Origin of the sequence: Pseudomonas sp. R3-18-08, from assembly GCF_003852065.1 — a bacterium.
Lineage (GTDB): Bacteria > Pseudomonadota > Gammaproteobacteria > Pseudomonadales > Pseudomonadaceae > Aquipseudomonas.
In genome coordinates, this window is record NZ_CP027729.1 from 4,910,762 (window position 1) to 4,925,509 (window position 14,748).

Annotated in this window: 13 protein-coding genes; 3 read left to right on the plus strand and 10 right to left on the minus strand. The window is 58.4% G+C overall.

Going from position 1 to position 14,748, the window contains the following annotated elements:
- Window positions 1-118: 118 nt before the first annotated feature.
- Window positions 119-769, minus strand: a complete 651-nt coding sequence (rlmE, locus tag C4J92_RS22550; RefSeq protein WP_032862906.1) for a 23S rRNA (uridine(2552)-2'-O)-methyltransferase RlmE — start codon at window positions 767-769, stop codon at window positions 119-121.
- A gap of 105 nt (window positions 770-874) precedes the next feature.
- Between rlmE and C4J92_RS22555 the strand changes: the two genes are divergently transcribed.
- Window positions 875-1,183 (plus strand): YhbY family RNA-binding protein, encoded by a 309-nt coding sequence (locus C4J92_RS22555; protein WP_124405308.1) that lies wholly within the window; start codon window positions 875-877, stop codon window positions 1,181-1,183.
- Between the two features lie 9 nt (window positions 1,184-1,192).
- On the opposite strand, the gene C4J92_RS22560 is transcribed toward C4J92_RS22555, so the two are convergent.
- The 8 genes from C4J92_RS22560 to grpE all read right to left on the minus strand — a co-directional run bounded on the left by C4J92_RS22560 (window position 1,193) and on the right by grpE (window position 11,661).
- Window positions 1,193-1,597, minus strand: coding sequence for an MFS transporter (locus tag C4J92_RS22560; RefSeq protein ID WP_124405309.1), 405 nt, complete (start codon window positions 1,595-1,597; stop codon window positions 1,193-1,195).
- Between the two features lie 28 nt (window positions 1,598-1,625).
- Complete coding sequence (gene greA / locus C4J92_RS22565; protein WP_124364443.1) at window positions 1,626-2,102, minus strand: transcription elongation factor GreA; 477 nt, start codon at window positions 2,100-2,102, stop codon at window positions 1,626-1,628.
- Window positions 2,099-5,320, minus strand: a complete 3,222-nt coding sequence (gene carB, locus C4J92_RS22570; protein WP_124364444.1) for a carbamoyl-phosphate synthase large subunit — start codon at window positions 5,318-5,320, stop codon at window positions 2,099-2,101. The genes greA and carB overlap by 4 nt, the downstream gene beginning before the upstream one ends.
- A 105-nt stretch (window positions 5,321-5,425) precedes the next feature.
- Window positions 5,426-6,562, minus strand: a complete 1,137-nt coding sequence (gene carA, locus C4J92_RS22575) for a glutamine-hydrolyzing carbamoyl-phosphate synthase small subunit (protein WP_124364445.1) — start codon at window positions 6,560-6,562, stop codon at window positions 5,426-5,428.
- Between the two features lie 259 nt (window positions 6,563-6,821).
- Window positions 6,822-7,628, minus strand: a complete 807-nt coding sequence (dapB, locus tag C4J92_RS22580) for a 4-hydroxy-tetrahydrodipicolinate reductase (RefSeq protein WP_124405310.1) — start codon at window positions 7,626-7,628, stop codon at window positions 6,822-6,824.
- Window positions 7,629-7,638: 10 nt separating this feature from the next.
- Complete coding sequence (gene dnaJ / locus C4J92_RS22585; protein WP_124364447.1) at window positions 7,639-8,763, minus strand: molecular chaperone DnaJ; 1,125 nt, start codon at window positions 8,761-8,763, stop codon at window positions 7,639-7,641.
- A gap of 318 nt (window positions 8,764-9,081) precedes the next feature.
- A complete protein-coding gene (gene dnaK / locus C4J92_RS22590; RefSeq protein WP_124388247.1) occupies window positions 9,082-10,998 on the minus strand; it encodes a molecular chaperone DnaK in 1,917 nt (638 codons plus the stop codon).
- 102 nt (window positions 10,999-11,100) lie between these two features.
- Window positions 11,101-11,661 carry a nucleotide exchange factor GrpE gene (gene grpE, locus C4J92_RS22595; protein WP_057725007.1) on the minus strand — a complete coding sequence of 187 codons (561 nt, stop codon included), beginning with the start codon at window positions 11,659-11,661 and terminating at the stop codon, window positions 11,101-11,103.
- Between the two features lie 254 nt (window positions 11,662-11,915).
- Between grpE and recN the strand changes: the two genes are divergently transcribed.
- Complete coding sequence (recN, locus tag C4J92_RS22600) at window positions 11,916-13,589, plus strand: DNA repair protein RecN (protein WP_124405311.1); 1,674 nt, start codon at window positions 11,916-11,918, stop codon at window positions 13,587-13,589.
- Window positions 13,590-13,675: 86 nt separating this feature from the next.
- Here the strand turns inward: recN and fur are convergent, their stop codons facing one another.
- On the minus strand, window positions 13,676-14,080 hold the full coding sequence (fur, locus tag C4J92_RS22605) for a ferric iron uptake transcriptional regulator (RefSeq protein ID WP_124405850.1): 405 nt from the start codon (window positions 14,078-14,080) through the stop codon (window positions 13,676-13,678).
- Window positions 14,081-14,178: 98 nt separating this feature from the next.
- Between fur and C4J92_RS22610 the strand changes: the two genes are divergently transcribed.
- Window positions 14,179-14,706 (plus strand): outer membrane protein assembly factor BamE, encoded by a 528-nt coding sequence (locus C4J92_RS22610; RefSeq protein ID WP_124368386.1) that lies wholly within the window; start codon window positions 14,179-14,181, stop codon window positions 14,704-14,706.
- Window positions 14,707-14,748 lie beyond the last annotated feature (42 nt).

A 14,748-nucleotide genomic window follows, 5' to 3' on the forward strand; every position in this document is an offset into this window, starting at 1 on the left:
TTACCTACACCACTGGCAGGCGCCGTCTGTAACCCTTTGTGAAACTTTAACTACACAATATTCGTAAAGCTTCGTGACGAAAGCGATATAAAAAAACCTATCGCCCTCCTCCAATTCCTCAAAAACGCTCTTCGCTCGCCGCGCCTTCCACACCGCGAAAGCCGCGGCAGAGCAGGTATTGCTCACGGGACCTGTCCCGGGAAGAGTCAGGTTTACGCGTTTGAACCTTGTCAAACAGCTTGCGGATGTTCTTGTGGTACTCGTCAAACCCTTCGCCCTGGAAGACCTTGACCAGGAAGTCACCACCCGGACGCAACACCCGTCCGGCCAGATCCAATGCCAACTCGCACAGGAACATGGCGCGCGGCATATCAACAGCCGGTAATCCACTCATATTGGGGGCCATGTCGGAAATCACAAGGTCTACCTGCGAATTTCCGACGGCCTCGAGGATCTGCGCGAGAACGGCGTCCTGAGTGAAGTCCCCGTGAACAAAGGTCACATCCGGGATGCTGTCCATTTCCAGGATGTCGGAAGCGATCAAGCGGCCCTGCCCACCAATCAGACGACTGGTCACCTGGGACCAGCCACCGGGAGCAGCACCCAGGTCGATAACGCTCATGCCAGGCCGGATCAGTTTGTCCTTGTCCTGGATCTCCAGCAGCTTGTAACTGGCCCGGGAACGGTAGCCGTCCTTCTGCGCCTTTTTGACGTAAGGATCGTTGAAATGTTCTTGTAGCCACTTAAGGCTGGTTTTGGAACGGGCCACGGGCCACCTCGAAAATAAAACGGGTCGTGATTAACTGGGCGGTCCCGGACTCGCTCGGGTAAACTGGCCGCCGCTTTTTACAAGATCAGACGCAGGGGTCAGATTATGCCGCTCACTCAAGAGCAGAAGAAACAGTACAAATCCATTGGCCACCATTTGAAACCAGTTCTGATTGTGGCAGACAACGGTTTGACTGAAGGTGTGTTAGCCGAGTTCGAACGCGCACTCAATGATCATGAACTGATCAAGATCAAGGTCAATATCCTTGATCGCGAAGCGCGCCTGGCCGCCATTGCAGAACTGTGCAAGGTTGGCAAAGCGGACCTGGTTCAGGTTATCGGCAAGATGGCGCTGCTGCATCGCAAGAACGTCAACGTCAACAAGCAATTGTCGAACGTTCATCGCTTCAAATGATGACAAGGGTCAAGGGCGTGCTTCGCGCGCCCCGCCACTCCATCCCGGCGCAGGCTGTATCGCCAGCACCAAGCCAGAAAACCCTAGCACAAGATAGCTGAACAACTGCCAGCGCAGCGCTTGCGGCAGCCACACATGCACAATGCAATACATTACGCACGCATACAGCGCCATCAACAGCAGTTGGCCGCGAATATCCCGCCACAAACTCCCCAAGCCTTCAGCCTTGACCAGCACCAACGCCTGGAGCGTCACGCATGCTGCGGCAAAACTCACCAGCAACGTAGTCAGCAAGCCGTCGATCTCATCGATCAGCAAGGGTGCCAGGCCTATTAAACCCAGCGCCGGCAACACGCCAATATGCAACAACCATAGGCCACCCACCCAAAGCATCTGGGAAAGTTGCCACAGCATGGCGCCCGCACGAAGCGGGCGCCGTCTTTCAGATGTGACGAACTTCGACAATCTCGTACTCGATCACGCCGCTCGGCGTTTTTACGGCAACCACGTCGCCTTCTTCCTTGGCGATCAGGGCACGGGCCAGCGGCGAACCAACCGAGATCTTGCCGAGTTTGAAGTCAGCCTCGTCTTCGCCCACGATTTGGTAGACAACGCGCTCATCCGTCTCGACGTTGGCGATTTCCACCGTGGTGCCGAAAATCACCTTGCCGGTGTGCGGGATGGTCGTGACGTCGATGATCACCGCATTCTGCATACGGCCTTCGATGTCACGGATCCGCGCCTCGACCATACCCTGCTGCTCGCGAGCAGCGTGGTATTCGGCGTTTTCCTTCAAGTCACCCAGCTCGCGGGCCGTACCGATGTCCTGGCTCAGCTTTGGACGTACGACCTTGGTCAGATGGGCGTGCTCCTCTTCCAGGGCCTTGGCGCCCTGGACGGTCATTGGATATTTGATCATGCCTTCAATCCTGCGTGTAGATCCTGCAAGCGACGCACGGTCTTTTCCGGACCGAACTTGAGCGCTTCGCAGATGGCTTCGCCTGCAGCAATGGTGGTGGTGCAGTAGATCTTGTGCTGCAAGGCATTACGGCGAATGGAGTAGGAGTCCGCGATCGACTGGCGACCTTCGGTGGTGTTGATGATCAGCGTGACTTCGTCGTTCTTGATCATGTCGACCACGTGCGGACGGCCTTCGGTCACCTTGTTCACGCGGCGCACTTTCAGGCCGGCAGCTTCGATCAGCTTGGCGGTCCCGGCGGTAGCCACGACTTCAAAGCCCAAGTTGATCAGATCACGGGCTACACCCGCAACCAGTGGCTTGTCGTCATCACGCACGCTGATAAACGCAGTACCGCCGGTCGGCAGCACTTCGCTGGCGCCCATCTGAGCCTTGGCGAACGCTTCGCCGAAGGTGTCACCCACGCCCATCACTTCACCGGTGGACTTCATCTCTGGGCCGAGGATCGGGTCCACGCCAGGGAACTTGGCGAATGGGAACACCGCCTCTTTCACGCTGTAGAAGTTCGGAATGATCTCCTTAGTGAAGCCGATTTCCTTCAATGTCTTACCGGCCATCACGCGGGCAGCGATCATGGCCAGGGACACACCGATGCACTTGGACACGAACGGCACGGTACGCGAAGCGCGCGGGTTGACTTCGATGACGTAGATGTCTTCGCCTTGCAGCGCCAACTGTACGTTCATCAGGCCGACCACACCCAGTTCCAGGGCCATTTTCTTGACCTGTTCGCGCATCTCGTCCTGGATATGCGCAGGCAACGAGTACGGCGGCAGCGAGCAGGCGGAGTCACCGGAGTGAACGCCAGCCTGTTCAATGTGCTGCATGATCGCGCCGATCACGACGTCAGTACCGTCACACACCGCGTCCACGTCCATTTCGATGGCGCAGTTGAGGAAGTGGTCGAGCAACACAGGGCTGTCGTTGGACACTTTCACCGCGTCACGCAGGTAGCGCTTGAGCTCGTCTTCTTCGTAGACGATCTCCATCGCACGGCCGCCCAGTACGTAGGACGGACGCACCACCAGCGGGTAGCCGATCTTGCTGGCTGCGCGGATGGCTTCGTCTTCGCTGCGCACGGTGGCGTTCGGCGGCTGGCGCAGGTTCAGGCGCTCGACCATTTGCTGGAAGCGCTCGCGATCTTCAGCGCGGTCGATGGCGTCCGGGCTGGTACCGATGATCGGCACGCCAGCCGCTTCCAGGGCACGCGCCAGTTTCAACGGGGTTTGCCCGCCGTACTGGACGATTACGCCTTTTGGCTTCTCGACGCGGCAGATTTCCAATACGTCTTCCAGCGTTACCGGCTCGAAATACAGGCGGTCGGAAGTGTCGTAGTCAGTGGAAACAGTTTCCGGGTTGCAGTTGACCATGATGGTCTCGTACCCGTCTTCGCGCAGTGCAAGGGCGGCGTGTACGCAGCAGTAGTCGAACTCGATGCCCTGGCCGATACGGTTCGGACCACCGCCCAGGATGATGATCTTGTCGCGGTCCGACGGCGCAGCTTCGCACTCTTCCTCATAGGTGGAGTACATGTACGCGGTGTCGGTGGCGAACTCGGCGGCGCAGGTGTCAACGCGCTTGTAGACCGGGAAGATATCCAGCTTGTGACGATGGGTACGCAGGTTCTTCTCGGTCACACCCAGCAGCTTGGCCAGGCGTTGGTCGGAGAAGCCTTTGCGCTTGAGGCGGAACATCAAGTCGCGGTCGATCGAAGAAAGACCGAGGGTCTTGACCTTCTCTTCTTCCTTGATCAGGTCTTCGATCTGCACCAGGAACCACGGGTCGATCATGTTCATGCCGAAGATATCTTCGACGCTCAGGCCGGCGCGGAAGGCGTCCGCCACGTACCAGATACGTTCGGCGCCCGGCACGGTCAGCTCGCGCTTGAGGATGCTCATGCTTTCCGGGTTGCTCAGGTCGAGCTTTTCGTCCAGGCCGCAAACACCGACTTCCAGGCCGCGCAGGGCTTTCTGCAGGGATTCCTGGAACGTGCGGCCGATTGCCATGACTTCACCGACAGACTTCATCTGGGTGGTCAGGCGCGCATCAGCCTTGGGGAATTTTTCGAAGGCAAAGCGCGGCAGCTTGGTCACAACGTAGTCGATGGACGGCTCGAAAGAGGCCGGCATGGCGCCGCCCGTGATTTCGTTTTGCAGCTCGTCCAGGGTGTAACCGATCGCCAGCTTGGCAGCGATACGCGCAATCGGGAAACCGGTCGCTTTCGAGGCCAGCGCCGAAGAACGCGATACACGCGGGTTCATCTCGATCACGACCATGCGGCCTGTGTCCGGGCAGATGCCGAACTGAACGTTGGAGCCACCGGTTTCAACGCCGATCTCACGCAATACCGCCAACGAGGCGTTACGCATGATCTGGTATTCCTTGTCCGTCAGGGTCTGCGCTGGAGCAACGGTGATCGAGTCACCGGTGTGCACGCCCATCGGGTCGAAGTTTTCGATGGAGCAGACGATGATGCAGTTGTCCTTCTTATCGCGGACAACCTCCATCTCGTATTCTTTCCAGCCGATCAGGGATTCGTCGATCAGCAACTCTTTGGTCGGCGACAGATCCAGGCCACGGGCGCAGATTTCTTCGAATTCTTCACGGTTGTAGGCAATGCCGCCACCGGTGCCGCCCATGGTGAAGGACGGACGGATAATGCACGGGAAGCCGAGCTTTTCGAGAACGGCGTTGGCCTCTTCCATGCTGTGGGCGATACCGGAGCGCGGGCAATCAAGGCCGATGGACTTCATCGCCTTGTCGAAACGCGAACGGTCTTCAGCCTTGTCGATGGTGTCGGCGTTGGCACCGATCATCTCTACGCCGAACTTTTCCAGGACGCCTTCGCGCTCCAGGTCCAGGGCGCAGTTCAGTGCGGTCTGGCCGCCCATGGTCGGCAACAGCGCGTCCGGACGCTCTTTCTCGATGATCTTGGCAACGGTCTGCCATTTGATCGGTTCGATGTAGGTGGCGTCGGCCATGGCCGGGTCGGTCATGATGGTGGCCGGGTTGGAGTTCACCAGGATGACGCGGTAGCCCTCCTCGCGCAGGGCTTTACAGGCCTGGGCGCCGGAGTAGTCGAATTCGCAGGCCTGGCCGATCACGATCGGGCCAGCGCCGAGAATCAGGATGCTTTTTATGTCTGTACGTTTTGGCATGGGTTTGTCACTCAAATCCGCAGGTCAGTCGGCAAGCCGTCTTGAACAATCCTTGAAGAGCCTGCGGGGGCCACCGAAGTCAGGGGCCGCCCGCACGCCGCTCAGTCAGCGTCGCTTGGCCATCTCATTGATGAAACGGTCGAACAGCGGCGCTACGTCGTTCGGGCCCGGGCTGGCTTCAGGGTGGCCCTGGAAGCTGAACGCGCTCTTGTCGGTGCGCTCGATGCCTTGCAGGGAGCCGTCGAACAGCGACTTGTGAATGGCGCGCACGTTAGCCGGCAAGGTCGCTTCATCCACCGCAAAACCGTGGTTCTGGCTGGTGATCATTACAACGCCGGTATCCAGATCCTGCACAGGATGGTTGGCGCCGTGGTGGCCGTGCCCCATTTTCAGGGTCTTGGCGCCGGAAGCCAGGGCCAGCAACTGGTGGCCCAGGCAGATGCCGAATACCGGAATCTCGGTTTCCAGCACTTCCTTGATCGCCTGGATGGCGTAGTCGCATGGCTCGGGGTCGCCCGGGCCGTTGGACAGGAACACACCGTCCGGCTGCAGGGCGAGCACGTCGCTGGCTGGGGTTTGTGCAGGCACCACGGTTACGCGGCAGCCCCGTGCAACCAGCATGCGCAGAATGTTGTATTTGACGCCGTAATCGTAGGCCACCACATGGTATGGAAGCTCGGCCGCGTCGATGGTCGCGTGACTGTCGGTCTTCAGGTCCCAGACAGTGGAGCGCCATTCGTACTGCTCTTTGACGCTGACGACTTTCGCCAGGTCCATGCCCTTCAGGCCAGGGAACCCTTGCGCAGCGGCAATCGCCGCCTCTTCGGAAATATTGTCACCGACCATGATGCAGCCATTCTGCGAGCCTTTTTCACGCAGGATGCGCGTGAGGCGGCGCGTATCGATACCGGCGATCGCCACCACGTTGTTGGCTTTCAGGTAATCGGACAGCGACATCGTGTTACGCCAGTTGCTCGCCACCAGAGGCAGGTCACGAATCACCAGACCTGCCGACCAGACACGATCAGACTCGACGTCTTCCGGTGTAGTACCGGTGTTGCCGATGTGCGGATAGGTCAGGGTGACGATCTGTTGGGCGTAGGAAGGATCGGTAAGGATTTCCTGATAGCCGGTCATGGCAGTGTTAAACACCACCTCTCCAACGGTTTGACCGTCGGCTCCAATGGCTTCGCCGCGAAAAATGCTGCCATCAGCAAGGGCGAGTATGGCTGGCTTAGTCAAGAAGACCTCCCGTAAATAAAGCCTGAAAGGGCGATCGCAGGTTGTAAAAAAGCGGAGTGACGTATGGACACGTCACCCCGCTTCTTCACCGAATAATTCTGCGCGCTTTTAGTGGACACACTAAAGCTGTAGCTTACAGAAAAAGGCTTTTTGGGTCCACCGCTAATGAGCCTTAAAGGCAGGAGAATGCGACAGGGCGTCGCCTAGCGGGTAAAAACGGGGCCTAAGCATAAGCTTGAGGCCCTGTTTAAGCTACTGATTAGTGCAGGTCGAGCACGTCGCGCATGTCGTACAGCCCAGGCTCGCGCCCCTCCAGCCAGAGCGCAGCACGTACCGCACCCTTGGCGAACGTCATGCGGCTGGAAGCCTTGTGCGTGATCTCAAGGCGCTCGCCTTCAGTGGCGAACAGCACGGTGTGATCACCCACCACATCCCCACCGCGCACCGTCGCAAACCCGATGGTGTCGCGCGCACGCGCACCGGTATGCCCCTCGCGGCCATACACCGCCACTTTCGACAGGTCACGCCCCAACGCATCGGCGATAGCCTCGCCCATGCGCAAAGCGGTTCCGGACGGGGCATCGATCTTGTGACGATGGTGGGTTTCGATAATCTCGATATCCGCCTCATCACCCAAGACGCGAGCGGCCATGTCCAGCAACTTGAGGGAAAGGTTCACCCCCACGCTGAAGTTCGCAGCGAAGACCACTGGGATATCCTTGCCCGCTTCCACCAGCAACTGCTTCTGCTCAGCCGTCAAACCGGTGGTACCGATGACCATCGCCTTTCCCGCCTTACGGCAGAACGCCAGGTTCTTCAGCATCACCTCCGGCAGCGTGAAATCGATCAATACGTCGAACTCGTCAGCCACCTGCTTCAGGTTGCCGGACAACGAAACGCCGATACGGCCCAGCGAGGCCAACTCACCGGCATCCGCACCGATCAGCGTGCTGCCCGGGCGAACGATCGCCGCAGTCAGCCCGGACGCCGGCGAGCGCAGCTGCACCGCTTCGACCAGCGTCTTGCCCATGCGCCCGGCAGCGCCCATTACGGCTATACGTCGCATACTCAATTCCTTACAGGTCGCCGAAGAAGCGCTTCACGCCATCGAAAAAGCCCGTGGTTTTTGGCGAGTGGGAGTCATCACCCGCCAACGAACTGCGGAACTCTTCAAGCAGCTCGCGCTGACGGCGATTCAGATTGACGGGCGTTTCTACCGCCACACGACACATCAGGTCGCCGGCCCCACCACCGCGCACTGGCGCAACGCCTTTGCCACGGATGCGGAACTGCTTGCCGGTTTGCGTGCCTTCAGGGATCTTGAGCTTGACCCGCCCGTCGAGGGTCGGAATCTCCAGCTCGCCGCCCAATGCCGCATCGACAAAGCTGATCGGCACTTCACAGAACAGATGCTTGCCATCGCGCTGGAAGATCGAGTGCTCGCGCACATTGATGACCACGTACAGGTCGCCCGTGGGCCCACCCTGGGCACCCGCCTCCCCCTCGCCCGACAAACGAATGCGGTCGCCGGTATCCACGCCCGCCGGTACTTTCACCGACAGCGTCTTGTACTCTTCGACACGGCCTTCGCCATGGCAGGAGTCGCACGGATCGGAGATGATCTTGCCCTGGCCATGGCAGCGCGGGCAGGTTTGCTGCACCGAGAAGAAGCCCTGCTGCATACGAACCTGACCGATACCACCGCAGGTCGGGCAGGTGATGGGCGAAGAGCCTTTCTTTGCACCCGAACCGTCGCACGGCTTGCAGTTGACCAGCGTCGGTACACGGATATTGACGCTGGTGCCGCGCACGGCTTCTTCCAGGTTCAGCTCCAAGGTGTAGCGCAAGTCGCTGCCACGCTGGGCACCGCCACGCTGGCCGCCACGGCCACCGCCGAAGAAATCACTGAACACATCGCCGAAAATATCGGAGAAGTTCTGCCCACCAAAACCGGCACCGCCGCCGCCCATGCTTGGGTCGACACCGGCATGCCCATACTGGTCGTAGGCTGCACGCTTGTTCGGATCAGACAGACATTCGTAGGCCTCATTGGCCTCTTTGAACATTTCTTCGGATTCTTTGCTATCCGGATTACGGTCCGGGTGGTGCTTCATTGCCAGCCGGCGGTAAGCCTTTTTCAGGTCCGCGTCGGCGCAGCCACGCTCCACACCCAATACTTCGTAATAGTCACGCTTTGCCATAAGTCTTTGCACTCTTAAGGACGTTCAGCCAGACCCTCCTGAGCCTCGCCAAACTCGTTGAGCCCCAATGCAGGCCCGGACCCAACTCACGTCAATTCAACGATCCTGGTCATTACTACTCTTTAGCCGGCCACCCGACTAAAAACGCGGCATTTACTGCTCGGAAAGCAGGAGCATTCCCGATCACACCGCCAGCATCCGAACGTTGTCGCATACTGTAAAAATTCGCATACCCCAGACACGCCAACGCGGGAGCAAGCTCCCGCGCGGCGACATCCTACCAGTCACCGCTTGTGAGCGGTCAACCGGACGACCAAGTTACTTCTGGTCTTTGACTTCTTCGAACTCGGCATCGACCACATCGTCGTGCTTGGCTTCAGGCTCTGCTTGTTGCGCAGCACCTTCGGCCGGCTGGCCTTGCTCGGCGTACATTTTCTGAGCCACTGGCGCGGAAACCTTCGACAGCTCCTCAACCTTGGCTTCAATAGCGGCCTTGTCGTCGCCTTTGATAGCGGCTTCCAGGGCAACCACGGCAGCTTCGATTGCAGCTTTCTCTTCGGCAGTCACTTTGTCGCCAGCGTCAGCGACCATTTTGCGCGTCGAGTGAACCAGCGCATCCCCCTGGTTACGGGCACCAGCCAGCTCAGCAAACTTGGCATCCGCATCAGCGTTGGCTTCAGCATCACGAATCATCTGTTGAATTTCTTCATCAGACAGGCCGGAGTTGGCCTTGATGGTGATCTTCTGCTCTTTGCCGGTAGCCTTGTCTTTCGCACCAACGTGCAGGATACCGTTGGCGTCGATGTCGAAGGTCACTTCGATCTGCGGCACACCACGTGGAGCTGGTGGAATCTCGGCCAGGTCGAATTTACCCAGGGACTTGTTCTGGGCAGCTTGCTTACGCTCGCCCTGCAGCACGTGAATGGTCACCGCGCCCTGGTTGTCATCGGCAGTCGAGAACACTTGGGATTTCTTGGTAGGAATCGTGGTGTTTTTCTCGATCAGCGCAGTCATTACGCCACCCATGGTTTCGATACCCAGGGTCAGCGGGCTGACGTCCAGCAGCAGCACGTCTTTCACGTCACCGGCCAATACCGCGCCCTGGATGGCAGCACCCATGGCAACCGCTTCGTCCGGGTTCACGTCTTTACGTGCTTCTTTACCGAAGAACTCGGTTACTTTCTGCTGTACCAGCGGCATACGCGTCTGGCCACCGACCAGGATCACGTCGTTGATGGAACCAACGTCGATGCCGGCGTCTTTCAGCGCAATGCGGCAAGGTTCGATGGTGCGCTGAACCAGGTCTTCAACCAGTGCTTCCAACTTGGCGCGAGAGATCTTCACGTTCAAGTGTTTAGGACCGGTAGCGTCTGCAGTGATGTACGGCAGGTTCACGTCGGTGGACATGCTCGACGACAGTTCGATCTTGGCTTTCTCAGCAGCTTCTTTCAGGCGCTGCATCGCCAGCGGGTCACCCTTGAGGTTCATGCCGCTTTCTTTCTTGAATTCGTCAACGAGGTAGTCGATCAGACGGATGTCGAAGTCTTCACCACCCAGGAAAGTGTCGCCGTTGGTGGCCAACACTTCGAACTGGTGCTCGCCGTCAACTTCAGCGATTTCGATAACCGAAACGTCGAACGTACCGCCACCCAGGTCATAAACGATCACAGTGTGGTCGCCTTTGGCCTTGTCCATACCGTAAGCCAGGGCCGCTGCGGTAGGTTCGTTGATGATACGTTTTACGTCCAGGCCCGCGATGCGGCCGGCGTCTTTGGTCGCCTGGCGCTGGCTGTCGTTGAAGTAGGCCGGAACGGTGATCACCGCTTCGGTCACGGTTTCGCCCAGGTAGTCTTCGGCAGTTTTCTTCATCTTTTTCAAGACTTCAGCCGAGATCTGCGGCGCAGACATCTTGTTGCCATTTACTTCAACCCAGGCGTCACCGTTGTCAGCCTTGGCGATTTTGTAAGGCACCATCTTGATATCTTTCTGTACGACTTCTTCGTCGAACTTACGACCGATCAGACGTTTTACCGCGTACAGAGTGTTGTGCGGGTTGGTAACAGCCTGACGCTTGGCCGACTGACCGACCAGAATCTCGCCGTCGTTGGCGTAAGCGATGATCGACGGCGTGGTACGCGCGCCTTCAGCGTTTTCGATAACCTTGGCTTTGCCGTTTTCCATGACCGAGACGCACGAGTTGGTGGTCCCCAGGTCGATACCGATAATTTTGCCCATGATTCACTCTCCCGAAACTTGAATTTGGATGCCGCAGCAGTTGTGGCTAACTGCGGTAGCACTTAAACGCTTGACTTATAAATGGGGGCCTTGCGGCGGATTTCAAGCCTGCTCGTCAATAGAAGGCGAAACGGGTGCAGGCGCCTTGCTCACCACGACCATCGCCGGGCGCAACAAGCGGCCATTGAGCAGGTAGCCCTTCTGGAACACCTTCAATACGCTGTTGGGCTCGAGGTCATGGCTTTCCTGCATCGCCATCGCCTGGTGGTGCTCCGCGTTGAACGGCTCACCGCCTTGCGGATCGATAGCTTCCAACTGATAACGCTTCAGGGTGTCCTGGAACATTTTCAGGGTCAGTTCGATCCCTTCGCGCATAGGGCGGATGTTTTCGTCGTCCGGGTTGGACAATTCAAGGCCACGCTCCAGGCTGTCAATAATCGGCAGCAGGTCGTTGGCGAATTTTTCCAACGCGAATTTGTGAGCCTTTTCTACGTCCTGCTCGGCACGACGGCGGACGTTCTGCAGATCGGCGGCAACACGCAACGACTGATCCTGCGCTGCGGCCAGCTGCTCTTCGAGCACTTGCACACGAGTTCCCAGTTCATCACCGGCAGCCGAATTGGCGTCTGGCGTTTGCGTATCCTGCGTCTGTTCGTCAGCCATAGATTTCTCCTTTCAAAATCATGCGCGAACTCAACTCGCGCTTCTGTTCCGGTATATGGGGCCACAATTTTCAGGTTCAAGGGCGCAGGCGTTACCAAAAGTCTTTCGCATGCCTTGGATCATTTCCTGCCTCTACATTCCTAATCGCGCTAAAAAAACACATCGATCAAGCAAATCGAGCTAAGCGCCAGGATTGTCAGCTCAGAACAAAACACTGTATAAATAACCAGACCTAAAGCCTGGGAGCGACCTTCATGCTCGTGCACCTGTCCGTACATAACTACGCCATCGTTGAACATCTGGATCTCGAACTGGATCGCGGCATGAGCGTAATCACAGGCGAGACCGGCGCCGGCAAGTCGATCATGCTCGACGCCCTGGGCCTGACACTCGGCGACCGCGCCGACAGCGGCGTGGTGCGCCCCGGCGCCGATAAGGCCGATATCCTGGCCACCTTCGACCTGGTGGACATTCCCGAAGCCGAGGCCTGGCTGGCCGAGCGCGACCTCAATAATGAAGGGCCGTGCATTCTGCGCCGGGTGATAACCGCCGAAGGACGCTCACGCGGCTACATCAATGGCACGCCCTGCCCCCTTGGCGACCTCAAAGCCCTGGGCGAATTGCTGATCGATATTCACAGCCAGCATGAACACCAATCCTTGCTTAAAACCGACACCCATCGCCGCTTGCTCGATGAGTACGCCGGCGCCACCGAACTTGCCCGCCAGGTTCACCTGGCCGCTCAACGCTGGCGGCAGACGCGCCAGGAACTGGAGCGCCTTTCCAATTCCGGCGACGAGCAACGCGCTCGCCACCAATTGCTCAGCTATCAACTCGAAGAGCTGGAAAGCCTGGGGCTGGGCGAGACCGAACTGGAGCAGCTTGAGCAGGAACACAAGAACCTGACCAACGCCGAAACACTGCTGGGTATCTGTCGCCAGGTGGTCGAGCAATGCAGCGAAAGCGATTCCGGCAATGTGCTTACCGCACTGACGGCGAGCCTCAATCGGCTGTCCAGCGTGAATAACGCATCCGGCTCACTGAGTGAAGCCACCACGTTGTTGACCAGTGCGCAGATCCAAGTGGAGGAAGCGGTCGGCGAGCTGAATCGCTTTCTGGATCATTTCGACGCCGACCCGGCGCGCCTGCAGGAAATAGAAGAGCGCCTGGACACCATCTACACCCTGGCGCGCAAGCATCGAATCCAGCCAACCGAAGTGGCGGCGATGCAGCAAAAACTGCTGGATGAAATCGAAACCCTGAACGCGAACGACGAGTCCATTGAACGCCTCGGCGAAGAACTCGCCTCCTTCGCTCGGCATTATCAGGAAAAGGCTCGCGAGCTGAGCGAGCTTCGCCAGCAAGCCGCTACCCGCCTGGCAGGCGCCGTGGAACAGGAAATCCAGCGCCTGGGCATGCCCGGTGGTCGCTTCACCATCCAGTTGAACGCCAACACCAGCAATGAGCTGCAACCCCATGGCCTGGAACAGGTGGAGCTGCTGGTCAGCGCCAACCCGGGGCAACCGCTCAAAGCCCTGGCAAAGGTCGCCTCCGGCGGCGAGCTTTCACGGATCAGCCTGGCCATCCAGGTCATCACCGCGCAAACCTCGCGCGTACCGACACTGGTGTTCGATGAAGTGGACGTAGGCATTGGCGGGCCAACTGCAGAGATTGTTGGCCAGTTGTTGCGACGCCTGGGGGATCGAGGCCAGGTGCTTACGGTGACCCACTTACCGCAAGTGGCAGCCCAAGGGCATCAGCATTTGTTCGTGCACAAGGTGCGAGGCAGCGACGCGACGCGCACGGCCGTGTCCAAGCTGAACAAGTCGGAGCGCGTGGAAGAAGTGGCGCGGATGCTCGGCGGTATTGATTTGACCAAGGAGTCTCTGGCTCATGCGAAGAAAATGGTCGTCGCCGCGAAGGCTTGAGGCGAGCATTTTGCTTCTTATATAAAGCACGAAGGCGACCCTAGGGTCGCCTTCAATCGTTTCGCAGAGCAACTCTGCGTCGATTTTTACTTTTTCTTACGGATGTACAGCACCAGATTATGGTCGACCAAATCGAAGCCATGCTCCTCAGCGATCTTATGCTGCAGCGCTTCGATCTCAGGGCTGGTGAACTCGACAACCTCATTGGTATCCAGGTCAACCATGTGGTCATGGTGCTCGCCATCGGCCAGCTCAAACACTGCATGACCGCCGTCGAAATTATGACGAACCACCAGCCCTGCGGCTTCAAACTGGGTCAGGACACGGTAAACCGTGGCCAGACCGACGTCTTCATTAGACTCCATCAGCGCCTTGTAAACGTCCTCGGCACTCATGTGGCGCTGCTCAGCAGAATCGAGCATTTGTAGAATCTTGACTCGGGGCAGAGTCACTTTGAGACCGGCTTTGCGTAGTTCGCTATTTTCAACCATGGTTAGCTTTCTCGCGGATGCTGCTTCGCAGCTTCTCTTAATACGGGTATGATCGGCGTTTACGTTGTCCCAGCCAAGATAGTGGAAGTCGCCCACCGATGCAAAACACCAAGCTCTTGCTAACCAGTTTCACCTTTGTGGGACTGCTCGCACTCGCCGGTTGTTCATTCCCCGGGGTTTACAAAATCGACATCCAGCAGGGCAATGTCGTCACGCAGGACATGATAGACCAGTTACGCCCCGGAATGACCCGACGGCAAGTAAGGTTTATCATGGGCAATCCCCTGCTGACCGACACTTTCCATGCCGATCGCTGGGATTATCTCTACAGCATCCAGCCTGGCGGCGGTGAGCGCCAGCAGGAGCGCGTCAGTGTCATCTTCAATGGCAGTGACCAGCTTGTCAGCCTGTCCGGTGACTTCATGCCCGGCGTAAGCCGCGATGAAGCGCTGATGGGCAAGGACAGCGGTACCAGCGTGACCGCCCCCGCACAGGAAGCCGAGAAGCCGAAATCCGAGGTGCCGGCCAAGCCAGGCTCCTTGCTGGACCAGATCCAGAAAGACGTCGATGGCGTGGAAACCGTGCCAGTCCCGACGCCACAGCCTCTGGACACCAGCCCGCAGTAACAAGGCACACTCAACAAAAAGCCCGGCATGCCGGGCTTTTTG

Bases quoted from the DNA above. Each gene is read 5' to 3' on its own strand.
- C4J92_RS22555 (WP_124405308.1), top strand. From the start codon at position 875: ATGCCGCTCACTCAAGAGCAGAAGAAACAGTACAAATCCATTGGCCAC.
- dnaJ (WP_124364447.1), bottom strand. From the start codon at position 8,763: ATGGCAAAGCGTGACTATTACGAAGTATTGGGTGTGGAGCGTGGCTGC.
- grpE (WP_057725007.1), bottom strand. From the start codon at position 11,661: ATGGCTGACGAACAGACGCAGGATACGCAAACGCCAGACGCCAATTCG.
- fur (WP_124405850.1), bottom strand. From the start codon at position 14,080: ATGGTTGAAAATAGCGAACTACGCAAAGCCGGTCTCAAAGTGACTCTG.
- greA (WP_124364443.1), bottom strand. From the start codon at position 2,102: ATGATCAAATATCCAATGACCGTCCAGGGCGCCAAGGCCCTGGAAGAG.
- dapB (WP_124405310.1), bottom strand. From the start codon at position 7,628: ATGCGACGTATAGCCGTAATGGGCGCTGCCGGGCGCATGGGCAAGACG.
- C4J92_RS22610 (WP_124368386.1), top strand. From the start codon at position 14,179: ATGCAAAACACCAAGCTCTTGCTAACCAGTTTCACCTTTGTGGGACTG.
- dnaK (WP_124388247.1), bottom strand. From the start codon at position 10,998: ATGGGCAAAATTATCGGTATCGACCTGGGGACCACCAACTCGTGCGTC.
- recN (WP_124405311.1), top strand. From the start codon at position 11,916: ATGCTCGTGCACCTGTCCGTACATAACTACGCCATCGTTGAACATCTG.
- carB (WP_124364444.1), bottom strand. From the start codon at position 5,320: ATGCCAAAACGTACAGACATAAAAAGCATCCTGATTCTCGGCGCTGGC.
- C4J92_RS22560 (WP_124405309.1), bottom strand. From the start codon at position 1,597: ATGCTGTGGCAACTTTCCCAGATGCTTTGGGTGGGTGGCCTATGGTTG.